Raw genomic sequence first — 23163 nt, forward strand, 5'->3', positions numbered from 1 at the left:
CCCGCCTTTTTCCGGCCGGATCAGTGCTTCAATGTGATTCCGGTCACGCGACGATGCGCGGGAAAGGACGTTCCGATGGCGGGTCACGGCGGGGCACCGGTCGGGGGAGATCTGCCGGTCGGAGACGAACAGTTCAACTCGGGCAAGACCGCCGTGCGGATCGCCTCGGTGGCCGCGCTCGGCGGGTTGCTCTTCGGCTATGACAGCGCGGTGATCAACGGCGCCGTCGACTCCATCCAGGAAGACTTCGGCATCGGCAACGCCGAACTCGGCTTCGCCGTCGCCTCGGCCCTGCTGGGCGCCGCGGCGGGCGCGATGACCGCGGGCCGCGTCGCCGACAGGATCGGCCGCATCGCGGTGATGAAGATCGCCGCAGTCCTGTTCCTCATCAGCGCGTTCGGCACCGGCTTCGCCCACGAGGTGTGGGCCGTGGTGCTCTTCCGCATCGTCGGCGGCATCGGTGTCGGCGTGGCGTCGGTGATCGCACCCGCCTACATCGCCGAGACCTCACCGCCCAGCATCCGCGGCAGGCTCGGGTCTCTCCAGCAGCTCGCGATCGTGTCCGGCATCTTCCTGTCGTTCGCCGTCAACTGGCTGTTGCAGTGGGCCGCAGGCGGACCCAACGAACCGCTGTGGCTGGGCGTGGACGCCTGGCGCTGGATGTTCCTGGCGATGGCGGTGCCCGCCGTCGTGTACGGCGCACTGGCGTTCACGATCCCCGAGTCGCCGCGTTACCTGGTGGCCAGCCACAAGATCCCGGAGGCCCGCAAGGTGCTGAGCACCCTGCTCGGCCAGCGGAACCTCGAGATCACCATCACCCGCATCCGCGAGACGCTGGAGCGCGAGGACAAACCGTCGTGGCGCGATCTGCGCAAACCGACCGGCGGGATCTACGGCATCGTCTGGGTGGGCCTCGGGCTGTCGATCTTCCAGCAGTTCGTCGGCATCAACGTGATCTTCTACTACAGCAACGTGCTGTGGCAGGCGGTCGGATTCAGCGCCGACGAGTCGGCGATCTACACCGTCATCACCTCGGTGATCAACGTGCTGACCACGCTCATCGCGATCGCGCTCATCGACAAGATCGGCCGCAAACCGCTGCTGCTGATCGGATCGTCGGGCATGGCGGTCACGCTGATCACCATGGCGGTCATCTTCGCCAACGCCACGCTCGACGCCGAGGGCAACCCGAGCCTGCCCGGCGCGTCCGGCGTGATCGCGCTCATCGCAGCCAACCTGTTCGTGGTCGCCTTCGGCATGTCCTGGGGCCCGGTGGTGTGGGTGCTGCTCGGTGAGATGTTCCCCAACCGGATCCGTGCGGCCGCGCTCGGCCTGGCCGCCGCCGGACAGTGGGCGGCCAACTGGCTCATCACCGTCACGTTCCCGGGTCTGCGCGAACACCTCGGCCTGGCATACGGCTTCTACGGGCTGTGCGCGGTGCTGTCGGGGCTGTTCGTGTGGCGCTGGGTGATGGAGACCAAGGGCGTGTCACTGGAGGACATGCACGGCGAGATCCTCAAGGGCGAGCACCTGCCCACGGCCGCCAAGGAGGGCTGAGGGCTGTGCCGGGCTGATGCGGGGGCGTGGGAGAATCGCAGCCTGTGAAGACCTTCGATGCACTGTTCGACGAGTTGACCGAACGGGCGCGCACCCGGCCTGAGGGCAGCGGCACCGTGGCGGCCCTCGACGGCGGCGTGCACGGCCTCGGTAAGAAGATCCTCGAGGAGGCCGGCGAGGTGTGGCTGGCCGCCGAACACGAGAGCGACGACGCCCTCGCCGAGGAGATCAGCCAGCTGCTGTACTGGACGCAGGTGCTGATGATCGCCCGCGGTCTGTCGCCCGCCGACGTGTACCGCAAGCTGTGAGCCGCATGCTGCGCGTCGCCGTCCCCAACAAGGGCACGCTGAGCGAACCCGCCGCCGAGATCCTGTCGGAGGCCGGCTACCGGCGCCGCACCGACTCCAAGGATCTGACCGTCGTCGACCCGGCCAACAACGTCGAGTTCTTCTTCCTGCGGCCGAAGGACATCGCGATCTACGTCGGATCAGGGCAGCTCGACTTCGGCATCACCGGACGCGACCTGGCCGCCGAATCCGATGCGCCGGTGCGTGAACGGCTGGCGCTGGGTTTCGGTTCGTCGACGTTCCGCTACGCCGCACCTGCAGGCCGCGACTGGACTCCCGAGGATCTCGACGGTAAGCGGATCGCCACCGCGTTCCCCAATCTAGTGCGAAAAGATCTGGCCGCCAGAGGAATCGACGCCACCGTGATCCGGCTTGACGGGGCGGTGGAGATCTCCATCCAGCTCGGCGTGGCCGACGCGATCGCCGACGTCGTCGGATCGGGCCGCACGCTGGGACTGCACAACCTGGTCGCCTTCGGTGACTCGCTGTGCGATTCGGAGGCGGTGCTGATCGAAGGCGACGGCGCCGGTGCGGAGAGCGCCGCTGCCCGTGACCAACTCGCCGCCCGCGTCCAGGGTGTGGTGTTCGGCCAGCAGTACCTGATGCTGGACTACGACTGCCCGCGCTCGGTGCTCGACCGGGCCGCGGCCGTGACGCCGGGACTGGAGTCGCCGACCATCGCCCCGCTCGCCGATCCCGACTGGGTGGCGGTACGGGCGCTGGTGCCGCGACGCGAGGTCAACGCGATCATGGACGAGTTGGCCGCGATCGGAGCGAAGGCGATCCTCGCTTCCGACATCCGGTTCTGCCGAATCTGATCTTGTGCTCGACGCCCTGTGCGGGCGGGAGATGCGTGCTAGCGTCCGGGTGACTTCATCGTCGGCCGGAGGTTGCCATGACGCATGCCCTTGTCCTGCTCCTCGCGTTGCTGATCGGTGTGGTCGCCGGCCTGCGAACGTTCACCGCACCCGCGGTGATCGCGTGGGCCGGGATGCTCGACTGGATCGCCCTCGACGGCACCTGGGCGCAGTGGGTGGCACACCCGATCGCGGTCGCCGTGTTCACCGTCCTGGCCGTCGGTGAACTGGTCACCGATCAGCTCCCCAAGACGCCGAGCCGCAAGACGCCGATGCAGTTCGTCCCCCGGCTGGTCTCCGGCGGATTCGCCGGCGCGGTCCTCGGCACCGCGTTCGGGTACACCTTCGGCGGACTGGGCGCCGGGGTGATCGGCGCCGTCATCGGCACGCTGGGCGGATACGAAGCGCGCAAGCGCCTCGTCGCCAGGAACGGCGGGCGGGACCTCCCTATCGCGCTGCTCGAGGACGCCGTCGCGGTGATCGGCGGCGTCGTCATCGTCTTGGCTGCGTCGGTGATCTGAGATGACCTCGCAGCCAACCACTTTCGATGCCATCATCATCGGCGCGGGGCAGGCGGGCCCACCGCTGGCAGGCCGGTTGACCGAAGCCGGTCAGACGGTCGCGGTGATCGAACGCAAACTCGTCGGCGGCACCTGCGTGAACTACGGGTGTATCCCCACCAAGACGCTGGTCGCCAGTGCACATGCCGCGCACCTGGCCCGGCGCGGCGCCGAATACGGTGTCGGCACCGGCGAGATCACCGTCGACATGGCGAAGGTCAAGGCCCGCAAGGACAGGATCATGCTCGACGACCGCAACGGTGTCGAGTCGTGGCTCGAGGGCATGGACGGCTGCACGTTCCTGCGCGGGCACGCCCGCTTCGAGGATCCACACACCGTCCGCGTCGACGATCAGGTGCTCAAGGCCGACCGCATCTACCTCAACGTCGGCGGCCGCGCCGTCGCGCCCGACATGCCCGGACTCGCGGACATCGATTACCTGACCAACGTGAGCATCCTCGACCTCGACGTCGTCCCCGAGCATCTCGTGATCGTCGGCGGCAGCTACATCGCGCTCGAGTTCGCCCAGATGTACCGCCGGTTCGGCGCCCGGGTCACTGTCGTCGAACACGGGCCCCGGCTGACCTCCCGCGAGGACGAGGACGTCTCGGCGGCCATCAAGGACATCCTCGAGGCCGAGGACATCGACATCGTGCTCGATGCCAGTGACATTCGATTCACCAAGCGCGACAACGGTTTCGAGCTCACACCGCGGGAGGGTGCCGAGCCGATCGCGGGCAGCCACCTGCTGATGGCGGTCGGCAGGCAGCCCAACACCGACGATCTCGGACTCGATGCCGCGGGTGTGCAGACCGACGAGCGCGGCTACATCGTCGTCGACGATCAGCTGCGCACCAGCGTCGACCACATCTGGGCCATGGGCGACTGCAACGGCAAGGGCGCGTTCACCCACACGTCCTACAACGACTTCGAGATCGTCGCCGCCAACCTCCTCGACGACGACCCGCGGCGGGTCAGCGACCGCATCACCACCTACGCGCTCTACATCGACCCGCCGCTCGGGCGGGCCGGGATGACCGCCGACCAGGTTCGCAGATCGGGCCGAAAAGCGTTGGTGGGCAAGCGTCCCATGACGCGCGTGGGCCGGGCCGTGGAGAAGGGGGAGACCCAGGGGTTCATGAAGGTGGTGGTGGACGCCGAGACCGAGGAGATCCTCGGCGCGGCGATCCTCGGCGTCGGCGGCGACGAGGTGGTGCACGCGATCCTCGACATCATGACCGCGAAGAAGCCCTACACCGCGATCTCCCGCACCATGCACATCCACCCGACCGTCAGCGAACTGGTGCCGACGCTGCTACAGGATCTGAAACCGCTGACGTGACACGGCGGCCCGCGGTGAACTGCGCGGCCACCAGCGCGACCCGGCGGCCCAAGTGCCCGCAGGTCCGCACGTCGGAGGGGTGCACACCGTCGGGTCCGGCGTCGACGTCGGTCTGCGCGCCTGCGCCGAGGAAGAACCCGAGCCGGTTGAGGTCGTCCGGGCTGCTCACCGAACTGTTCCAGCCCGCCACCAGGCCGAGGTTCACCCAGTGCATGTGGTGCTGGGCGGCGAACACCGCGAGGGACATCAGTGCGGCCACCTTGTCGCCGCTCTTGGCGCCGGAGTTGGTGAACCCCGCGGCCAGCTTGTCGCGCCAGGTGCCCTCCTGACAGCGGCGCCCGGTGCGTTCGGCGAACGCCTGGAAGGCCGCCGAGACATTGCCCATGTACGTCGGGGTGCCGAACACGATCGCATCAGCGTGGTCGAGGGTGGTCCAGTCGGTGTCGGCGAGCGCGTCGAGCGCGACCAGCCCGACGACGGCGCCGGCCGAGCGGGCGCCGTCGGCCACTGCGTCGGCGAGTACGGCGGTGTGACCGAATCCGGAGTGGTAGGCCACCGCGACGTGGGGTGCGTGATCAGCGGCGAGCATCGTCGACCTCCTGTTTGCGGGTCAGCCAGTCCGGCAGCTCGGCGCCGGACAGATGGGATTCGAGCCGGTCGAGGAAGGCGTGGGTGCCGCCGAGGAAGCCGGACGCGTTGCGAATCCCCAAGCCGCGGTGCGTGAATCGCAACAGCGTGCCGTTCCCGTCGGGGCGCAGTTCGTAGCGCACGACGCCGTCCTCGACGATCGGCTGGCGCCATTCGTGTTCGAACACGTGCGGTGGGTCCCAGACGAGGATGCGTCCGGTCATGCGCTTGCGGTCCTCAGGCAGCGGGGGACCGGTGGCGACCATCTCGATGGTGCCGCCTTGGCGCGCGTCGATGTTGGTGGCGCCGAACCACTGTCCGCGTTCGTGCGGATCGGTGATCGCCGCCCACACCGTTTCCACCGGGAACGGCAGCCGCCGCTCGAAGGTCAGCACCGCGCGGTCGCCTTCGACGGTCAGTCGGCCCTCGCGCCCGTTCACCGGGACTCCTCGGCGCGCCGGTGCAGATGCTGTTCGAGGTCGTCGAGGTGGCCGGCCCAGAAGTGCCGGTAGCGGTCGATCCACGCCCCGATCTCGAGCAGCCCGTCGGCGCGCAGTGCGTAGATCCGGCGTTGCGCGTCCGGCCGCACCTCGACCAGGCCGACCTCGCGTAGCACCCGCAGGTGCCGGGAGACCGTCGGCTGGGTCAGCCCGGGCAGGGTCGCGACCAGCTCGCCCGCCGTGCGCTCACCCCCGGCCAGTTCGTCCAGCAGCACGCGCCGACTCGGTTCGGCGACGGCTTCGAATACGTCCATGCCCACAGTATCGCACCTGATCTATATAGATACAAGAGCATATACAAGGGGCGGTCAGACCCACTGCACGAACTGCACGATGATCCCGTTCGGATCCTCGAACTGGCAGTACCGCTCGCCCCACGGTTCGGTCTCTGGCGGGGTCACGACGGGCGCGCCGCCGCCTCGCACCGATTCGAAGGCCGCGTCGACGTCGTCGACGACGAAGACCAGCAGCAGGCCGTCGCCCGCACTGCCCGCGCGGTGGGTCGGTTTGAAGGTCGGCAGACCGGTGCGCAGGTAGACGACGTTCGGCGCGCCACTGCCGTGTTCGAGCGAGACGAACCCGTCGTCCTGCATGGCCACGGTGTAGCCGACGTGCCGGGTGAGGAAGTCGGCCGAGGCCTGCGGGTCGGGAACGTTGAGGGAGACGGCGGTGGCGGTGACGTTCATGGACACCTTTCTCGTATCGTGTACGAGATCAAGTATCCGTATTCTGTACGGAAATTCAAGTGAGGACCCATGGACACCATCGACCTGCTGTGGCGACACGAGAAACCCCTGCCCGCCCGCCGCGGCCGCCCGCCCCGATTCACCGCCGATCAGGTGGTGGCCGCGGCGATCGCCGTCGCCGACCGGCTCGGCCTGCCCTTCACGGTGCGCGATGTCGCCGCTGCCCTGGAGGTCCCCGTGATGACGCTCTACTCCTATGTGCGCAGCCGCGAACAACTGCTCGAACTGATGGCCGACCAGTGCAGGTCCGAGATGGACGTCACCGAATCGGCCGGCGACTGGCGCGCCCGGCTGGCCACCGTCGTCGCCGACAACATGCGCCTGTTCGAGCGGCATCCCTGGCTGGCCGAGATCGAATCCGAACGGGCCGTTCTCGGCCCCGGCACCCTCGCCAAATACGAGCGCGAGCTGGCCGCCGTCGATGCGCTGCCGCTCGACGACGCCGACAAGGACGCGGCCCTGGCCCTCGTGCTCGACTTCGCCCGCTCCTGCGCCCGCGCGCTGGCACACGCGCGGCGGGAACGCGAACAGGAGACGCCGTTGCAATGGTGGGACCGGGAGGGCGCCAAACTGGCCGCACTGGGGATCGCGGACCGTTATCCGCTGGCCTCGCGTATCGGCAGCGCCGCCGGCCAGGCACAGGGCGCCGCCCGCGACGCCGACGCCGCCCTGGCGTTCGGGCTCGACGTCCTGCTCACCGGGCTCAGCGCGATACCGCGTGCAACAGGCGGAGTTGACCGATCTCGGCGACGTTCTTCGTGAGCTCGACGTGCAGCCACAGCACGGCGTCGGCGACGGTGTGACCGCTGTCGGGGCCCCACGGAAATTCCGCTGCCGCTTCGAGATCCGCGGCGTCCAGCCGGCGGAGGGCCGCGCGCCAGCCGGCTGCCAGCTCTCGGATCCGCTGCACCGCCGCCGCGCCGCCGGGCCAACTCACCTCGGTGCGGTCGGGTACGGCCTCGCCGTCGAGGTGCGCCAGCGTCACCGACCACCACCAGATGATGTGCCACGTCAACCAGCCGATCGTGGGCACCGGAATCGGGTCGGGCTCCTCGTCGGACCAGTCCGGCCACCACCGACCCGACGCGTCGGGCCGCACGGTCCACACGACGTCGGCGGGCTCCCACAGGAAGTCGTCCGCCGAGAGCGCCGACAGGTGCAGGTCGGCCAGCGCCCACGCCAGGTCGAACTGCCCGACCAGACCGTTCACGGCTGCCGCTGCACCAGCAGCGTCTGCGCCGAGGTGCCGACGAACCCGCGGCGGTCGAAGATCTCGGCCGTGGTGACACCGATGCCGTCGGGGCCGATCGACGCACGGGTGCGCAACCCGAAATCCGAGCCTTGCGGCAACCGGTGCAGGTGCACCGAGGTGTCGGTGTTCATGAACAGGAACCGCCGCGGATCGAGCGCGGCGCCGATGCCGTTGGCGGAGTCGACCACCATCGCCAGCCGCTGCAGCGCCGTCGTCGGTTCGTCGTCGATGAGGGGGACCAGCGGCGTCAACCACGCCACCGCCGACGAGCCGTCGTCGGCTTGTCGGCGCCAGTCCACGGTCTCCAGGTAGCCGGGTGCGCCCTCCCACGCGTGCGCGACGCCCACGGCCTGGCCCTCGGTCAGCGGCGGGTGCCGGTCGGTCGCGGCGTCGGCGGTGTCGCTGGTCGCCAGCAGCCACGCCGTCACCCGCGCGACGGCGCGGTGGCTGCCGTCCGGGCGCGCGGCCAGCATGTCCGCGGCCATCAGCGAGATCCGGTTGCCCGGCCGCACCACCTCCGCCCGCACCCACACCGGCGCCACCGGGATCGCGCCGAGGATGTCGAGCGTGAGCCGGCCGACCCGCAACCCGGTGCCCGCCGCGAGGTCCTCGATGGCCCGGGTGAGCAGCGCCAGCGGCGGCGACCCGTGCTGAATCGCCGGATCCCAGTTGCTGCGGGTGTCGGCGGTCGACTCGAACGCCGCGAGCCCGTCGTCGTCGGGGAGGCGGTGATAGAGGTGCCCGATCACGCGGCGGGCACCTCCGGCCACCCCGGATACGGCGGCGGGGTGCCGCCGAAGGCCGGGCACAGCGCCTGATGCGCACACCACCCGCACAACCGCGACGGGTTGGCCCGGAAGTCGCCGGTCGCACCGGCGGCCATGATGGCACGCCAGATCGCGGTCAGCGTGCGCTCGAACCGGACGAGCTCTTCGAGGTCGGGGGAGTAGTCCAGCACCTGACTGTCGGCGAGGTAGAGCAGCCGCAACCGGGTCGGCAGCACACCGCGCGACCGCAACAGCGCGACCGCGTAGAACTTCATCTGGAACAGCGCCTTGGCCTCGGCCAGATCCCGCGCCTCCGGCGGGGCCTTCCCGGTCTTGTAGTCGACCACCCGCAACTCGCCGGTCGGGGCGACGTCGATGCGGTCGACGAAGCCACGCAACAACGTGCCGTCCTCCAGTTCCACCTCGACGTGCTGCTCGCAGCACTGCGGGTCGAACCGCGTCGGATCCTCCAGCCGGTAGTACCCGGACAGCAGCGCGCGGGCCTCACCGAGCAGCGCCTCCCGCACGGCGGGGTCGATGTCGGCCGCCACGTCGGAGCGTTCGGCGAGCACCCGCTCCCACGCGGGCGCGACCAGCGTCAGCGCGGTCGCTGGCACCCGGTCCGCGGCGGGCAGCGCGTAGAGCTGCTCGAGCGCGGCGTGCACCACCGACCCGCGCAACTGCGCGACCGACTGCGGTTCGGGCAGCCGGTCGATCGCACGGAACCGGTACAGCAGCGGGCACTGCTTGAAATCGGCGGCCCGCGACGGCGACAGCGCGGGACGCCGGACCGGCGCGGGCTGTTCACTCATGTGGTCAGCGTATGACGTGACCCCGACAGATCAGCCCAACCCCGCGGACCCGCTGCCTCGTGCCGACTGGCAGGCTGAACAGCTATGCCCAGAACCGGTCCGTTCGCCGTCGGAGACCGCGTCCAACTCACCGACGCCAAGGGGCGGCACTACACGATGCTGCTCACCCCGGGCGGTGAGTTCCACACCCACCGCGGGATGATCGCGCTCGACACCGTCATCGGACTGCCCGAGGGCAGCGTCGTGAAATCCACCAGCGGCGACCAGTTCCTCGTGCTGCGGCCGCTGCTGGTCGACTACGTGATGTCGATGCCGCGCGGCGCGCAGGTCATCTACCCCAAGGACGCCGCGCAGATCGTCCACGAGGGCGACATCTTCCCGGGTGCGCGCGTGCTGGAGGCCGGCGCCGGTTCGGGTGCGCTGACCTGTTCGCTGCTGCGCGCGGTCGGACCGCACGGCCGGGTCACCTCCTACGAGGTGCGCGACGACCACGCCGTCCACGCCGCCCGCAACGTCGACACGTTCTTCGGTGAGCGCCCGGACAACTGGGACCTCGTCATCGCCGACCTCAACGACTACAGCGGCGGTGAGGTCGACCGCGTGGTGCTCGACATGCTCGCGCCGTGGGAGGTGCTCGACACGGTGTCGCGCCACCTGGTGCCCGGCGGTGTGCTGATGATCTACGTCGCGACCGTGACACAACTCTCGCGCGCGGTGGAAGCGCTGCGCGCACAGACGTGTTGGACCGAACCGCGCGCCTGGGAGAGCATGCAGCGCGGCTGGTACGTCGTCGGTCTGGCCGTGCGCCCCCAGCACACGATGCGCGGGCACACCGCGTTCCTGATCAGCGCCCGCAGGCTGGCGCCAGGGGCCGTCGCGCCGATTCCGTTGCGGCGCAAGAGGCAACTGGCCGCCCCGGCGGAGCAGGCCGAGGCTTGACCGTCGGCGAGCCGACGATTCAATCCTCGTCGTCGCTGCGCCGCAGCGCGCGGCGCGCCGACAGCAGCTCCATCTCCGGGCGGGCGGCCACCAGTCGCTCGGCGGCGTCGAGGACGTCGACCACATGCGCCCGGTCCGCCGCCACCACGGCCATGCCGATCTCGGCGCGGCGGTGCAGATCATGGGCGCCGGTCTCGGCGGCCGACACCATGAACCGGCGCCGCAGTTCGGCGATCACGGGCCGGATCGCCGACCGTTTCTGTTTGAGCGAGTGCACATCGCCGAGGAGCAGGTCGAACTGCAACCAGCCGATCCACATGTCAGCGCGGCGGTGCCTGGCCGGCGTCGACCTCGAACAGGAGGTCGGCGCTCTCGCGGCTGAGCTGGAACCCGCCGTCGGGGGTGCGGGCGAAATCCATCGGGAACGTGAAGTCGCCGCCGGTGCGCTCGGGCGGCGTCCTGGCGATCACGGTCGCCACCACGACATGACCGGCGTCGACCCCGTCGCCCGCCCACGCCAGATCCGCGGCGTCGAACGTCATCGGGTGATAACCGTTGTCGCCCAGCGCCTTGGTGAACCGGTCGAGTGCGACGGCGTCGGCGGGGTTCGACTCCTGGATCAGCGCGAGTTTCTCGCCGCCGGGCACCGCCGGATCGGTCAGCCGGTACAGCACATCGGTCAGCGCGCTGGGCGGCGGCAGCGGTGCGGGCGGCGGCGGACCCACCGGCGCGGCGGAGGGGCTGGACGCCACCGGTGTCGGCGGCGCGGCGGGCGGTTTGTCGCTGCCGCACCCAATCAGACACCAGGAAAGACCGAACGCCGCCACCACGAGGGTGACGGCGCTTCGGGTCATGACGGACATGGTGCGGTACAGCACCGGCAAACGGCTCAGCCGACCGCCGAGAGCAGGTTCAGCGCCGAACCGCGCGAGATCTGCCAGCCGGTCGGGCTCGGGCCCGCGGTGAACACGATGTTCTGCGTCGCGGTGCCACCGGTGGGGGCGGTCGCGGTGACGTCGGCCGTGGCCACGCCACCGTTCATGTCGATGTTGGCGAGGTTGAAGGCCAACGGGAACTTGCCCTGGGCCGCGGCATTCTGGTACGCGCGGTCGGCGGCGACCGCTTCGATCCTCCCGATGCCGCCCTGAATGAACGGCGCCTTGCCCCGGAAAGACCCGGGTCCGGCCAGCGCCTGCAGCGTCTGGGTCAGCGGACCGGCCAGATCGGGTGCGGGCACCTGGGGCATCGGAGCACCGAAGACGACGGGCGCCACGGTAGGCGTGGCTGCCGGAGCCGCGGTGGTCGATGCAATGGAGGTCACACCTGCCGCTCCACCTGCTACGACAGCTGCCGCTGCGAAGCCGGTTACGAGGGTTTTCAGGGTCACGACGGTCCTTTCGATCTGGCTGACTCGAATCCGAGGTTAACAGCGCGGCTGGTGTGTCGAATCCCCTACGCCGCACACAAAGTCTGAATCGCCGGTAGCGTTGAAGTCGTTACTGCACCACTATGCGGTGCGGGAAAGGGGCGCAACATGAGTGAGTCACAGCGTCACGAAGCCAGAGAAGATGGTTTCACGACACCCCATGAGTCCGGCCTGTCCAGTGAGGACGCCGCGGAGTTGGAGGAGCTGCGCCGTGAGGCGGCCGCACTCCGAGAACAGCTCGAGAACGCGGTAGGCCCATCCGGAAGCGCCCGCAGTGTCCGTGAGGTCCACCAGCTCGAAGCGCGGATCGATTCCCTGGCCGCGCGCAACGCCAAATTGATGGACACCCTCAAGGAGGCCCGCCAGCAACTGCTCGCCCTGCGCGAAGAGGTCGACCGGCTGGGTCAGCCCCCGAGCGGTTACGGCGTGCTGCTGGCCGCCCACGAGGACGACACCGTCGACGTGTTCACCTCCGGCCGCAAGATGCGGTTGACGTGCTCACCCAACATCGACGTCAAAGCCCTCAAGCAGGGGCAGACCGTACGCCTCAACGAGGCGCTGACGGTCGTCGAGGCGGGCACCTTCGAAGCCGTCGGCGAGATCAGCACCCTGCGCGAGATCCTCTCCGACGGGCACCGCGCGCTGGTCGTCGGCCACGCCGACGAGGAGCGCATCGTCTGGCTGGCCGAACCGCTGGTGTCGGTCGAACACCTGCCCGACGACGAGGTCGCCGGCACCGAGCTCGACGACGACCGCCCGCGCCGGTTGCGGCCGGGTGATTCGCTGCTGGTCGACACCAAGGCTGGATACGCCTTCGAGCGGATCCCGAAGGCCGAGGTCGAGGATCTGGTCCTCGAAGAGGTGCCCGACGTCAGCTACAGCGACATCGGCGGTCTGGGTCGTCAGATCGAGCAGATCCGCGACGCCGTCGAATTGCCGTTCCTGCACAAGGAGCTCTACCGCGAGTACTCGCTGCGGCCGCCGAAAGGTGTGCTGCTCTACGGGCCGCCAGGTTGCGGTAAGACGTTGATCGCCAAGGCCGTCGCCAATTCGCTGGCCAAGAAGATGGCCGAGGTCCGTGGCGACGACGCGCGCGAGGCGAAGAGCTACTTCCTCAACATCAAGGGTCCGGAGCTGCTGAACAAGTTCGTCGGCGAGACCGAACGACACATCCGGCTGATCTTCCAGCGGGCGCGTGAGAAGGCGTCCGAGGGCACCCCGGTGATCGTGTTCTTCGACGAGATGGACTCGATCTTCCGCACCCGCGGCACCGGTGTGAGCTCCGATGTGGAGACGACGGTGGTTCCGCAGCTGCTGAGCGAGATCGACGGCGTCGAGGGCCTGGAGAACGTCATCGTGATCGGCGCCTCCAACCGCGAGGACATGATCGACCCGGCGATCCTGCGGCCCGGCCGCCTGGACGTCAAGATCAAGATCGAGCGGCCGGATGCCGAGGCGGCACAGGACATCTTCAGCAAGTACCTCACCGAGGAACTGCCGGTCCACGACGACGACCTCTCGGAGTTCTCGGGTGACCGGTCGCTGACCATCAAGGCGATGATCGAGAAGGTCGTCGACCGGATGTACGCCGAGATCGACGACAACCGCTTCCTCGAGGTGACCTACGCCAACGGCGACAAAGAGGTCATGTACTTCAAGGACTTCAACTCCGGCGCGATGATCCAGAACGTCGTCGACCGGGCCAAGAAGTACGCGATCAAGTCCGTCCTCGAGACCGGGCAGAAGGGTCTGCGGATCCAGCACCTGCTCGACTCGATCGTCGACGAGTTCGCCGAGAACGAGGACCTGCCCAACACCACGAATCCGGATGACTGGGCGCGGATCTCGGGTAAGAAGGGCGAGCGGATCGTCTACATCCGCACGCTGGTCACCGGTAAGAGCAGCAGCGCGAACCGGGCGATCGACACCGAGTCCAACCTCGGCCAGTACCTCTAATCACGTGTCGTCGCGGCCCGTCACCGGATTCGGTGACGGGCCGCTTCGCGTCGGACCGACCGTCGATTTCGTTGAAACCGCGCGGAAGCGGGCTTTGCTGTAGCTAACCTCTCGCCTGACGGGGCTTCGGGGGAGGGGCGACATCGACATGAGGGTGGGAGATCCCTGGCGGTCATCGCCGCGGACGGCGATCACGGCCGGCGTCATGGGGACTGCGTTGGTCACGGCGGGCGCATGGGTGCCCGCCGGGTTCGGCTCCCGGTCCACGTTCACGAAGGGGCCGTTGCGGTTGATCGAATACCGCCCGGCGACGAACGGCGGCGCAGTGGACGCCGGGCGCCGAGCGGCTCGGTGATCCGGAGGGAAAACAGCCCGTCAACTGCCGCCCACCCGGGCCCTCGACGCGTCACCTAGTCTGAGGTCATGCAGCGGATCATCGGAACAGAGGTCGAATACGGCATCTCCTCACCCTCCGATCCGACCGCCAACCCGATCCTGACGTCGACACAGGCGGTCCTGGCCTACGCCGCGGCGGCAGGCATCCAGCGCGCCAAGCGCACCCGGTGGGACTACGAGGTGGAGTCGCCGCTGCGCGACGCCCGCGGATTCGACTTGAGTCGGGCCTCCGGGCCGCCACCGGTCGTCGACGCCGACGAGGTCGGCGCGGCCAACATGATCCTGACCAACGGCGCCCGCCTCTACGTCGACCACGCCCACCCCGAGTACTCCGCGCCCGAGTGCACCGATCCGCTCGACGCGGTGATCTGGGACAAGGCAGGCGAGCGCGTGATGGAGGCCGCCGCCCGCCACGTGGCCAGTGTGCCCGGCGCTGCCAAACTGCAGCTGTACAAGAACAACGTCGACGGCAAGGGCGCCTCCTACGGCTCCCACGAGAACTACCTGATGAGCAGGCAGACGCCGTTCTCCGCGGTGATCGCCGGTCTCACCCCGTTCCTGGTGTCGCGGCAGATCGTCACCGGATCCGGACGCGTGGGCATCGGCCCCTCCGGCGACGAACCCGGCTTCCAGCTGTCCCAGCGCGCCGACTACATCGAGGTCGAGGTCGGACTGGAGACCACGCTCAAACGCGGCATCATCAACACCCGCGACGAACCGCACGCCGACGCCGACAAGTACCGGCGGCTGCACGTCATCATCGGCGACGCCAACCTCGCCGAGACGTCGACCTACCTCAAGCTGGGCGCCACCTCGCTGGTCCTCGACCTGATCGAGGAGGGGATCGACCTTTCGGATCTGGTGCTCGCCCGGCCGGTGCACGCCGTGCACGTGATCAGCCGCGATCCGTCGCTGCGCGCGACCGTCGCACTGGCCGACGGCCGCGAGATGACCGCGCTGGCCCTGCAGCGCGAGTACCTCGACCGGGTCGCCAAACTGGTCGACTCCCGCGACCCCGATCCGCGGGCGTCCCACGTCGTCGAGACCTGGGCCGAAGTGCTCGACCTGCTCGAACGCGATCCGATGGAGTGCGCCGAGATCCTCGACTGGCCGGCCAAGCTGCGGCTGCTCGAGGGGTTCCGGCGCCGCGAGAACCTGGGCTGGTCGGCGCCCCGGCTGCACCTGGTCGACCTCCAGTACTCCGACGTCCGCCTGGACAAGGGCCTGTACAACCGGCTGGTCGCGCGCGGGTCGATGAAGCGTCTGGTCTCCGAACAGCAGGTCCTCGACGCCGTCGACAGCCCGCCGACCGACACCCGCGCGTACTTCCGCGGTGAGTGCCTGCGCCGCTTCGGCGCCGACATCGCCGCCGCGAGCTGGGACTCGGTGATCTTCGACCTGGGCGGCGACTCGCTGGTGCGCATCCCCACGCTGGAACCGCTGCGCGGCAGCAAGGCGCACGTCGGGGCGCTGCTGGACTCGGTCGACAGCGCGGTGCAACTCGTCGAGCAGCTCACCGCGACCTGACCTGGCGTCGTGGAAAGCCAGGCTATCCCGGGCAATTCAGGCGTCGCCCGGTAGTGTGGAGGAACCGGTGGGTGGTCGTGAGCCCGCCGATGACAAGTGCAGGAGGCGGCGATGGCGCAGGAGCAGACCAAGCGTGGTGGTGGCGGCGGCGAGGACGACGACCTCACCGGCGGCACGGGCGCCGGGCAGGAGCGTCGCGAGAAGCTCGCCGAGGAGACCGACGACCTGCTGGACGAGATCGACGACGTCCTCGAGGAGAACGCCGAGGACTTCGTGCGGGCTTATGTCCAAAAGGGCGGACAGTGACCTGGCCGCACCTTCAGCAGCTGGCCTTTCCTCAACTCTCCCGAGATCCGTCCCATCCCACTACCCGAGGGGTTCCCTCCGTACCCATGGACTTGTCGTCCTTCTCCGACATGCTGCGCCGTCAGGCGCCCCATCTGTTGCCGTTCGGCGGTGAGCCCACGCTGACCCCGACCGACACCGTGCCGCACGGCACCACGATCGTCGCGTTGAAGTTCCCCGGCGGCGTGGTGATGGCCGGTGACCGCCGCGCCACCCAGGGCAACATGATCGCCAGCCGCGACGTGCAGAAGGTGTACATCACCGACGATTACACGGCCACCGGTATCGCAGGCACGGCCGCCATCGCGGTGGAGTTCGCCCGGCTCTACGCCGTCGAACTCGAACACTACGAGAAGCTCGAGGGCGTCGCGTTGACGTTCGCGGGCAAGGTGAACCGGCTCGCCACGATGGTGCGCGGCAATCTCGGTGCGGCGCTTCAAGGTTTCGTTGCACTGCCGTTGCTGGCCGGTTTCGACCTCGACGACCCCGACCCGCAGGCCGCGGGCCGCATCGTGTCGTTCGACGCCGCGGGCGGGCACAACCTCGAAGAAGAGGGCTTCCAGTCGGTGGGGTCGGGCTCGATCTTCGCCAAGTCCTCGATGAAGAAGCTCTATCACCAGGTGACCGACGCCGATTCGGCGCTGCGGGTGGCCGTCGAGGCGCTCTACGACGCCGCCGACGACGACTCCGCCACCGGCGGACCGGATCTCGTGCGCGGGATCTTCCCGACGGCCGTGCTCATCACCGCCGAGGGGGCCGAGGAGGTCACCCAGGAGCGGATCGCCGAGCTCGCCCGTGAGGTCATTCAGAACCGTTCCCGCGCCGACACTTTCGGCCCTGACGCGCATGCGCCGCGAGGTACAGATTCGTGAGCTTTCCGTATTTCATCTCGCCCGAGCAGGCGATGCGCGAGCGTTCCGAGCTCGCCCGCAAGGGGATCAGCCGCGGCCGCAGCGTGGTCGCACTGGCCTATGCCGACGGTGTGCTGTTCGTCGCGGAGAATCCGTCGCGGTCACTGCAGAAGGTCAGCGAACTCTACGACCGGGTCGGCTTCGCCGCCGTCGGGCGTTTCAACGAGTTCAACAACCTGCGCAGCGGCGGCATCCGGTTCGCCGACACCCAGGGGTATGCGTACTCGCGCCGCGACGTGACCGGCCGCCAGTTGGCCAACGTGTACGCGCAGACGCTCGGCACCATCTTCACCGAACAGGCCAAACCGTACGAGGTCGAGCTGTGCGTGGCCGAGGTCGCACACTTCGGTGAGTCGAAAGCGCCGGAGCTGTACCGGATCACCTACGACGGGTCGATCGCCGACGAACCGCATTTCGTGGTGATGGGCGGGACGACCGAACCGATCACCGCCAAACTCAACGAGTCCTACACGGAGAACGCCGAACTCGCCGACGCCGTGCGCATCGCGGTCGAGGCGCTCGAATCCGGCGGGAACGGCACGGAACCGCGCACGCTGGGCCCCTCGACGCTCGAAGTGGCGATCCTGGACGCCAACCGGCCCAGGCGCGCCTTCCGCCGGATCACCGGTGCCGCGCTGGAAGGGCTACTGCCGCAGCGCGATCCGGAGTCACCGGCCGACGGCGAGCCGGCGCAGCCGACCGAATAACCGCGCGCCTCAGCGCTGCCAGGCCGAGTACAGGATGGCGGTGAGCGCCGCCATCCGCGCGGCGCGCACCACACCCACCAGCGGACGCAGCGCGTCGCTGGCGAGCTGCACCGCCGACGAACTCTGCAGCCCGATCGGCATCAGACCGGAACTCACGGTGATGATCGCGTCGACGTGCGCGGCGTTCTCCAGCACCCGCACCGCCCGGTGCGGCGCGTGATCGGGCAGGCGGTGACCCCGGCCGGACTCCAGCACCTGTTCCACCAGACCGCGCGGATCGTCGACGTCGGCGCCCGCTGTGCCGGCCTGCAGGGCGCCCAGCGCGTCGGCGGCCGCGCGGACCGCTGAGCGCAGTTCGTACTCCGCCTCACCGAGGTCGACGTAGGGCGCCGGGGCCGTCGCGGGTGCCGAGTACACCGTCCACGACAGCGCCGACACCTCGGGATCGAACTCCGGATCCTCGCCGACCTCGTCGAACTCGAAGTCGGGGACCAGGCCGACCGCTTCTGACGGCACGTTCGGATCGGTGACGATCAGCGCCTCACCGACGGCGATCGCGTCCTTCTGGAACTGGGTGCCCGGCGGGAGCCCGCGCACGTCACCGGGCACCGGCAGCGCCACCGACATCGTCGGCTCGGAGGGATTCGGCCCGGCCGCCGTGCGCAGCGCCTGCAACAGCGACACCCCGCCGGAGGCGTTCAGATCGGGCCACGGCAGTCCGGTCCGGTCCGCCGCGGCGGAGTCGTACGCCGTCACCAAATGCCTTGGTGCCCAAGCGGACAGCGAATCGAGCACGTCATCGGGCGCGGCGGTACCCGCGAGCCACGAATTGGCCCACACCGCCAGCGTTGCACTGGGACACCACATGATGCCCGCAGTGTAGTTGTTCGACGCTGTCCCAGCCGGTTGCACAGTAGGCTGGCGACATGCCCGTTTGGCTGATCTGGCTGATCCTCGCGATTGCGCTGGCCGGGGCAGAAGCGCTCACCGGCGACATGTTCCTGCTGATGCTCTCCGGCGGTGCGCTCGCGGCGACCGGGACCAGCCTGCTGTTCGACTGGCCCATCTGGGCCGACGGGGTGGTCTTCCTGCTGGTGTCGGTGCTGCTGCTGGGTCTGGTGCGGCCGATGCTGCGGCGGCGCTTCACCGCCGGTGCCGGGCTGCCGGAACCGGCGAAGGCGCTCGAGGGCAAGACCGCCCTGGTCCTCGACCGCGTCGCGCAGCACGCCGGCCAGGTCAAGCTCGACGGCGAGGTCTGGACGGCCCGGCCGCTGGACGACAACGATGTGTACGAACCGGGCGACCAGGTGACCGTCATGCGGATCGACGGCGCCACCGCGGTCGTCTGGAAGAACCCCTGAGTCGAAGGGAACCCCGCCATGGATGGTGCCGTCGCCGGCCTGGTCCTGCTGCTGGTGCTCGTCGTATTCGCGGTGATCGTGGTGGCCAAATCGGTCGCGCTGATCCCGCAGGCCGAGGCCGCCGTCATCGAGCGGCTCGGCCGCTACAGCCGCACCGTCAGCGGTCAGCTCACCCTGCTCATCCCGTTCATCGACAAGATCCGCGCCCGGGTCGACCTGCGTGAGCGGGTGGTGTCGTTCCCGCCGCAGCCGGTCATCACCGAGGACAACCTGACCGTGGCGATCGACACCGTCGTCTACTTCCAGGTCACCAACCCGCAGGCGGCGGTCTACCAGATCAGCAACTACATCGTCGGCGTCGAACAGCTCACCACCACCACGCTGCGCAACCTGGTCGGCGGGATGACGCTGGAGCAGACGCTGACCTCCCGCGACCAGATCAACACCGCGCTGCGCGGCGTGCTCGACGAGGCCACCAACCGGTGGGGGCTGCGGGTGGCCCGCGTCGAACTCCGCGCGATCGATCCGCCGCCGTCCATCCAGGACTCGATGGAGAAGCAGATGCGCGCCGACCGCGAGAAGCGCGCGATGATCCTGACCGCCGAGGGCAGCCGGGAGGCGGCCATCAAACAGGCCGAGGGCCAGAAGCAGGCGCAGATCCTCGCCGCCGAGGGCGCCAAACAGGCCGCGATCCTCGCCGCCGAGGCCGAACGGCAGTCGCGCATGCTGCGCGCCCAGGGTGAGCGCGCCGCCGCCTACCTGCAGGCCCAGGGCCAGGCGAAGGCCATCGAGAAGACGTTCGCCGCGATCAAGGCGGCCCGGCCCACCCCGGAACTGCTGGCCTACCAGTACCTGCAGACCCTGCCCGAGATGGCCAAGGGTGAGGCCAACAAGGTCTGGGTGGTGCCCAGCGAGTTCGCCGGCGCGCTCGGCGGTTTCACCAAACTGCTCGGCGCGCCGGGCGACGACGGCGTGTTCCGCTACACCCCGTCGCCCGACGACGGCCGCCCGCCCGCCGAGGACGACTCCGACGAGGTCGCCGACTGGTTCTCCACCGAGACCGACCCGGCGATCGCGCAGGCCGTCGCCAGGGCCGAGGCCGAGGCCCGCACCCCGGTCGACGGGCCGGGACTGGCACCGCCCAGTGAGCTGAGCGCGCCGCGGCATGGGAATCCGGAGCCGTGAGCGCGCTGACCGGGCAACGGACCTACGCGATGCTCGCGGCAATGCAGGTCGCCGACGCGGCGGCGTGCGTCAAGCCGATCGCCCCGATCAAGAAGGCGTTCGACACAGTGGGACTGCCCGAGGAACTACGGCCGGTCATCCCGGTGGTCAAGGTCGCCAGCGCGGTCGGACTGCTGTCGGTGTTCCGCTGGCCCGCACTGACCCGACTGACCACGTTCATGCTGACCGTCTACTTCGTGCTGGCCGCCGGCTCCCACGTCCGGGTCCGGGACTGGAGCCCGGGTCTGGCGGCGTCGTCGTCGCTGCTGGCGCTGTTCGCCGCGATGACCGTGAAGGGTCCCGACCTCAGGGCGTCGTGACCGGCGTCTGCCGCCGCCGCTGCACGCGGTTCTCGTAGAGCAGCACGAGTACGCCCAGGCTCGCGGTCGCAGCCGAGATCAGCACCAGCAGCGGGTCGACCCGGCCGGTGAGCGCGTCGCCGAGGATCACCACCGCCGCGGTGCCGGGCAGCAGCCCGACGAACGTGGCGACCGCGTAGGGCAGCAGCCGCACCGCCGACGCACCCGCGGCGTAGTTCAGCACCGCGAACGGCACCGCAGGGATCAGCCGCAGTGCGATCACCGACGGCCAGCCGCGCTGGCGTAGCCGCTCGTCGATGCGGTCGACGGCGGGGTGGCTGACCAGATGGCTCAACTGCCAGCCCAGCGCGCGGATCAGCAGCACCGCCAACAGCGCGCTGATCGTGCTCGCGGCCACCGCGATGGTCACGCCCAGCAGCGGTCCGAACAGCAGGCCGGCGGCGAGCGTGAACGCGGTGCGGGGGAACGGGAACGTCGTCACCACGATGTGGGCGGCCAGGAACACCAGCGGGAACCAGGCGCCGACCGAGGTGGCCCAGTCGCGCATCTGCACCGCGGTGGGAATCGGCACCCACCAGGCGAGTGCGACGAGAATCACAATGGCCGCCGAGATCGCCGCGAGGCGTCTTCCGGAGACCTGCAGGGCCGCCGCGGCCACGGTGGCCTGTACGGCCCGCACGGTCCTGACGACGGCTTTCACGTCTGCCAAGACTACGGCCCGGCGCGGACGGATGCGGCCCTGCGCGTGGGCCGACCGGCAGGCAGGCGGGTGATCCCCATCATTTAGCCTGATGACGGATACGTCAGTCACACGCTGCGACAACAGGAGATGCCGGTGTCTGTGCACGGGGCCAGTGCTGTCGAGTCCGGCTTGGAGCAGTGGCGCTCCGCGGTGGCCGGGGTGTTGGCCAAGAGCACCCGCAAGGACCCCGCCGACCTGCCCGCCGAACCCGACCGGTTGCTCGATACGCCGACCTATGAGGGTTTCGCGATCCGACCCCTCTACACCAGCCTCGACGCGCTGCCCGAGCCGCCGCTGCCGGGCCAGTGGCCGTACGTGCGCGGCGGCGACGCCCTGCGCGACGTCATATCCGGTTGGAAGGTCGCCGAGACCTTCCCGTCCGCGCCGGGCGCCGTCGAGGAGGCCAACGGCGCGGTGCTGCTGGGCCTGACCGAAGGGGTCAGCGCGCTGGTGCTGCGCATCGGCGCCGACGGGGTGGCCGCCGCCGACCTGCCGCGCCTGCTCGACTCGGTGTTCCTCGACCTGGTCCCCGTGCAGCTGGAGGCGGGCGCCGACTACACCGCCGCCGCCGAGGCGCTGCTGACGCTGCTCACCGACCTCGACGACGACCAGCGCGCACGGCTGTCGGTGGATCTGGGCGCCGACCCGCTGACCGCCCCTTTCAGCGACCGTTCGACACCCGACGTCGCCGAGGTCGTCGCCGCCGCGGCGAAGGTGACCGGCTACGGCGGCCATGTGCGCGCCGTCACCGTCGACGGGCCCGCACTGCACAACCGCGGGGCCAGCGCCTCGTGGGAACTGGCGGGCGCGGTCGCCGCCGGGGTGTCCTATCTACGGCTGCTCGAAGAGGGCGGTCTCCCGGCCGCCGATGCGGTGCGCCAGATCAGCTTCCGGCTCGCCGCCGACGACGACCAGTTCATGACCATCGCGAAACTGCGGGCCGCGCGCACGCTGTGGGCGCGGGTGTGTGAGGTCGTCGGCGCCGCCGACGCCGGTGCGGCCACCATCCACGCGGTGTCGTCGCTGCCGATGATGACCCAGCGCGATCCGTGGGTGAACATGCTGCGCACCACGCTTGCGGCGTTCTCTGCGGGGGTCGGGGGAGCCGACACTGTGCTGGTGCACCCGTTCGACGTGGCGATCCCCGACGGAAACCCTGGCACCTCACGGGGTTTCGCCCGCCGCATCGCCCGCAACACCCAGCTGCTGCTGCTCGAGGAGTCCCACGTCGGCCGGGTACTCGACCCGGCAGGCGGGTCGTGGTTCGTCGAGGACCTGACCGCGCAACTGGCCGAGCAGGCGTGGAAACACTTCCAGGACATCGAGTCCCGCGGCGGATTCGTGGCCGCCCACTCCTACGTCGCCGCGCAGATCGCCGAGGTCGCCGCCCGGCGCACCGACGACATCGCCCACCGGCGCACCGCGCTGACCGGGGTCAACGAATACCCCAACCTCGACGAGCCCACCTTGCCGGCCGGTGAGGCGTTCACCGCCGTCACCCGGTACGCCGCCGGGTTCGAGGCGCTGCGCGACCGCTCCGACGCCTACGTCGCCGAGCACGGGGGCCGCCCGCGAGTGCTGCTGCTGCCGCTGGGACCGCTCGCCGAGCACAACATCCGCGCGACGTTCGCGAGCAACCTGCTGGCCTCCGGCGGCATCGAGGCCGTCAACCCCGGCCCCGTCACCGCCGACGGCGTCGCTGCGGCCGTGGCCGATGCGGGCACCCCGTCGGTGGCCGTGATCTGCGGTACCGACACCCGCTACGGCGCCGAGGCGGCGGGCGTGGTCGCGGCCGCCCGGGCGGCCGGCATCAGCCTCCTGTACCTCGCGGGCCCGGAGAAGGCCGTCTCCGACGCCGATCAGAAGCCCGACGACTACCTGACCGCGAAGATCGACGCGGTCGCGGCCCTGTCGAACCTCCTCACCCGATTGGGGGCCTGAG

Annotated in this window: 28 protein-coding genes; 16 read left to right on the forward strand and 12 right to left on the reverse strand. The window is 69.7% G+C overall.

Features of this window, described 5'->3' with window-relative positions; translation table 11 throughout:
- The first annotated feature begins 75 nt into the window (after nt 1-75).
- From AU194_RS00870 to AU194_RS00890, 5 genes are all read left to right on the forward strand, one after another.
- Nucleotides 76-1557 carry a sugar porter family MFS transporter gene (locus AU194_RS00870; protein ID WP_059087324.1) on the forward strand — a complete coding sequence of 494 codons (1482 nt, stop codon included), beginning with the start codon at nt 76-78 and terminating at the stop codon, nt 1555-1557.
- A gap of 26 nt (nt 1558-1583) precedes the next feature.
- Complete coding sequence (locus AU194_RS00875; protein WP_059087325.1) at nt 1584-1865, forward strand: phosphoribosyl-ATP diphosphatase; 282 nt, start codon at nt 1584-1586, stop codon at nt 1863-1865.
- Nucleotides 1866-1870: 5 nt separating this feature from the next.
- A complete protein-coding gene (gene hisG / locus AU194_RS00880) occupies nt 1871-2722 on the forward strand; it encodes an ATP phosphoribosyltransferase (protein ID WP_059087506.1) in 852 nt (283 codons plus the stop codon).
- A gap of 77 nt (nt 2723-2799) precedes the next feature.
- A complete protein-coding gene (locus tag AU194_RS00885; RefSeq protein ID WP_059087326.1) occupies nt 2800-3282 on the forward strand; it encodes a hypothetical protein in 483 nt (160 codons plus the stop codon).
- A 1-nt stretch (nt 3283) separates the two neighbouring features.
- Nucleotides 3284-4663, forward strand: coding sequence for an FAD-containing oxidoreductase (locus AU194_RS00890; RefSeq protein ID WP_059087327.1), 1380 nt, complete (start codon nt 3284-3286; stop codon nt 4661-4663).
- On the opposite strand, the gene AU194_RS00895 is transcribed toward AU194_RS00890, so the two are convergent.
- The 4 genes from AU194_RS00895 to AU194_RS00910 are packed head-to-tail and all read right to left on the reverse strand — an operon-like array spanning nt 4614 to nt 6476.
- The gene (locus tag AU194_RS00895) at nt 4614-5252 is read right to left on the reverse strand and encodes a flavodoxin family protein (RefSeq protein WP_059087328.1); all 639 of its coding nucleotides are present in this window, start codon (nt 5250-5252) and stop codon (nt 4614-4616) included. The genes AU194_RS00890 and AU194_RS00895 overlap by 50 nt on opposite strands.
- The gene (locus AU194_RS00900) at nt 5239-5730 is read right to left on the reverse strand and encodes an SRPBCC family protein (RefSeq protein ID WP_059087329.1); all 492 of its coding nucleotides are present in this window, start codon (nt 5728-5730) and stop codon (nt 5239-5241) included. Before AU194_RS00900 ends, AU194_RS00895 begins: the two co-directional genes overlap by 14 nt.
- A complete protein-coding gene (locus tag AU194_RS00905; RefSeq protein ID WP_059087330.1) occupies nt 5727-6044 on the reverse strand; it encodes a helix-turn-helix transcriptional regulator in 318 nt (105 codons plus the stop codon). The genes AU194_RS00900 and AU194_RS00905 overlap by 4 nt, the downstream gene beginning before the upstream one ends.
- Before the next feature lie 54 nt (nt 6045-6098).
- The gene (locus AU194_RS00910; protein ID WP_059087331.1) at nt 6099-6476 is read right to left on the reverse strand and encodes a VOC family protein; all 378 of its coding nucleotides are present in this window, start codon (nt 6474-6476) and stop codon (nt 6099-6101) included.
- 69 nt (nt 6477-6545) lie between these two features.
- On the opposite strand from AU194_RS00910, the gene AU194_RS00915 reads away from it, so the two are divergent.
- Nucleotides 6546-7298: a TetR/AcrR family transcriptional regulator gene (locus tag AU194_RS00915; RefSeq protein ID WP_059087332.1), complete on the forward strand. Its 753-nt coding sequence runs from the start codon at nt 6546-6548 to the stop codon at nt 7296-7298.
- On the opposite strand, the gene AU194_RS00920 is transcribed toward AU194_RS00915, so the two are convergent.
- The 3 genes from AU194_RS00920 to AU194_RS00930 are packed head-to-tail and all read right to left on the reverse strand — an operon-like array spanning nt 7240 to nt 9367.
- The gene (locus tag AU194_RS00920; RefSeq protein WP_059087333.1) at nt 7240-7746 is read right to left on the reverse strand and encodes a DinB family protein; all 507 of its coding nucleotides are present in this window, start codon (nt 7744-7746) and stop codon (nt 7240-7242) included. The genes AU194_RS00915 and AU194_RS00920 overlap by 59 nt on opposite strands.
- Complete coding sequence (locus AU194_RS00925; protein ID WP_059087507.1) at nt 7743-8537, reverse strand: thioesterase family protein; 795 nt, start codon at nt 8535-8537, stop codon at nt 7743-7745. Before AU194_RS00925 ends, AU194_RS00920 begins: the two co-directional genes overlap by 4 nt.
- Nucleotides 8534-9367 (reverse strand): RecB family exonuclease, encoded by an 834-nt coding sequence (locus tag AU194_RS00930; protein WP_059087334.1) that lies wholly within the window; start codon nt 9365-9367, stop codon nt 8534-8536. The genes AU194_RS00925 and AU194_RS00930 overlap by 4 nt, the downstream gene beginning before the upstream one ends.
- Before the next feature lie 84 nt (nt 9368-9451).
- On the opposite strand from AU194_RS00930, the gene AU194_RS00935 reads away from it, so the two are divergent.
- Nucleotides 9452-10306, forward strand: coding sequence for a tRNA (adenine-N1)-methyltransferase (locus AU194_RS00935; protein WP_059087335.1), 855 nt, complete (start codon nt 9452-9454; stop codon nt 10304-10306).
- Between the two features lie 19 nt (nt 10307-10325).
- On the opposite strand, the gene AU194_RS00940 is transcribed toward AU194_RS00935, so the two are convergent.
- The 3 genes from AU194_RS00940 to AU194_RS00950 are packed head-to-tail and all read right to left on the reverse strand — an operon-like array spanning nt 10326 to nt 11693.
- Nucleotides 10326-10625: a DUF503 domain-containing protein gene (locus tag AU194_RS00940; RefSeq protein ID WP_059087336.1), complete on the reverse strand. Its 300-nt coding sequence runs from the start codon at nt 10623-10625 to the stop codon at nt 10326-10328.
- A 1-nt stretch (nt 10626) separates the two neighbouring features.
- Entirely contained in the window at nt 10627-11160 is a 534-nt protein-coding gene (locus AU194_RS00945; protein WP_231743101.1) for a hypothetical protein, read from the reverse strand.
- Nucleotides 11161-11195: 35 nt separating this feature from the next.
- On the reverse strand, nt 11196-11693 hold the full coding sequence (locus AU194_RS00950; protein WP_197417474.1) for a hypothetical protein: 498 nt from the start codon (nt 11691-11693) through the stop codon (nt 11196-11198).
- Between the two features lie 147 nt (nt 11694-11840).
- Between AU194_RS00950 and arc the strand changes: the two genes are divergently transcribed.
- From arc to prcA, 5 genes are all read left to right on the forward strand, one after another.
- Nucleotides 11841-13688, forward strand: coding sequence for a proteasome ATPase (arc, locus tag AU194_RS00955; protein WP_059087338.1), 1848 nt, complete (start codon nt 11841-11843; stop codon nt 13686-13688).
- Nucleotides 13689-14111: 423 nt separating this feature from the next.
- Nucleotides 14112-15611, forward strand: a complete 1500-nt coding sequence (dop, locus tag AU194_RS00965) for a depupylase/deamidase Dop (RefSeq protein WP_059087340.1) — start codon at nt 14112-14114, stop codon at nt 15609-15611.
- 111 nt (nt 15612-15722) lie between these two features.
- Nucleotides 15723-15917: a ubiquitin-like protein Pup gene (locus AU194_RS00970; RefSeq protein WP_059087509.1), complete on the forward strand. Its 195-nt coding sequence runs from the start codon at nt 15723-15725 to the stop codon at nt 15915-15917.
- A complete protein-coding gene (prcB, locus tag AU194_RS00975) occupies nt 15914-16828 on the forward strand; it encodes a proteasome subunit beta (protein WP_059087341.1) in 915 nt (304 codons plus the stop codon). Before AU194_RS00970 ends, prcB begins: the two co-directional genes overlap by 4 nt.
- On the forward strand, nt 16825-17574 hold the full coding sequence (prcA, locus tag AU194_RS00980) for a proteasome subunit alpha (RefSeq protein WP_059087342.1): 750 nt from the start codon (nt 16825-16827) through the stop codon (nt 17572-17574). Before prcB ends, prcA begins: the two co-directional genes overlap by 4 nt.
- Nucleotides 17575-17583: 9 nt before the next feature.
- On the opposite strand, the gene AU194_RS00985 is transcribed toward prcA, so the two are convergent.
- The gene (locus AU194_RS00985; RefSeq protein WP_059087343.1) at nt 17584-18441 is read right to left on the reverse strand and encodes a hypothetical protein; all 858 of its coding nucleotides are present in this window, start codon (nt 18439-18441) and stop codon (nt 17584-17586) included.
- A 59-nt stretch (nt 18442-18500) separates the two neighbouring features.
- Here AU194_RS00985 and AU194_RS00990 point away from each other — a divergent pair, with 59 nt between their 5' ends.
- From AU194_RS00990 to AU194_RS01000, 3 genes are read left to right on the forward strand one after another with little or no spacing between them, the layout of a single operon-like run.
- Nucleotides 18501-18935, forward strand: coding sequence for an NfeD family protein (locus AU194_RS00990; RefSeq protein WP_059087344.1), 435 nt, complete (start codon nt 18501-18503; stop codon nt 18933-18935).
- A gap of 18 nt (nt 18936-18953) precedes the next feature.
- Entirely contained in the window at nt 18954-20120 is a 1167-nt protein-coding gene (locus AU194_RS00995; RefSeq protein WP_059087345.1) for an SPFH domain-containing protein, read from the forward strand.
- The gene (locus AU194_RS01000; protein WP_059087346.1) at nt 20117-20479 is read left to right on the forward strand and encodes a DoxX family protein; all 363 of its coding nucleotides are present in this window, start codon (nt 20117-20119) and stop codon (nt 20477-20479) included. The genes AU194_RS00995 and AU194_RS01000 overlap by 4 nt, the downstream gene beginning before the upstream one ends.
- Here AU194_RS01000 and AU194_RS01005 read toward each other — a convergent pair.
- On the reverse strand, nt 20466-21179 hold the full coding sequence (locus AU194_RS01005) for a TVP38/TMEM64 family protein (protein WP_059087347.1): 714 nt from the start codon (nt 21177-21179) through the stop codon (nt 20466-20468). The two genes, AU194_RS01000 and AU194_RS01005, sit on opposite strands and share 14 nt — an antisense overlap.
- Before the next feature lie 129 nt (nt 21180-21308).
- Between AU194_RS01005 and mutA the strand changes: the two genes are divergently transcribed.
- Nucleotides 21309-23162, forward strand: a complete 1854-nt coding sequence (mutA, locus tag AU194_RS01010; RefSeq protein WP_059087348.1) for a methylmalonyl-CoA mutase small subunit — start codon at nt 21309-21311, stop codon at nt 23160-23162.
- Nucleotide 23163: the final 1 nt, after the last annotated feature.

This window comes from Mycobacterium sp. GA-2829 (genome assembly GCF_001499965.1).
In the GTDB taxonomy this organism is placed as follows: Bacteria; Actinomycetota; Actinomycetes; order Mycobacteriales; family Mycobacteriaceae; genus Mycobacterium.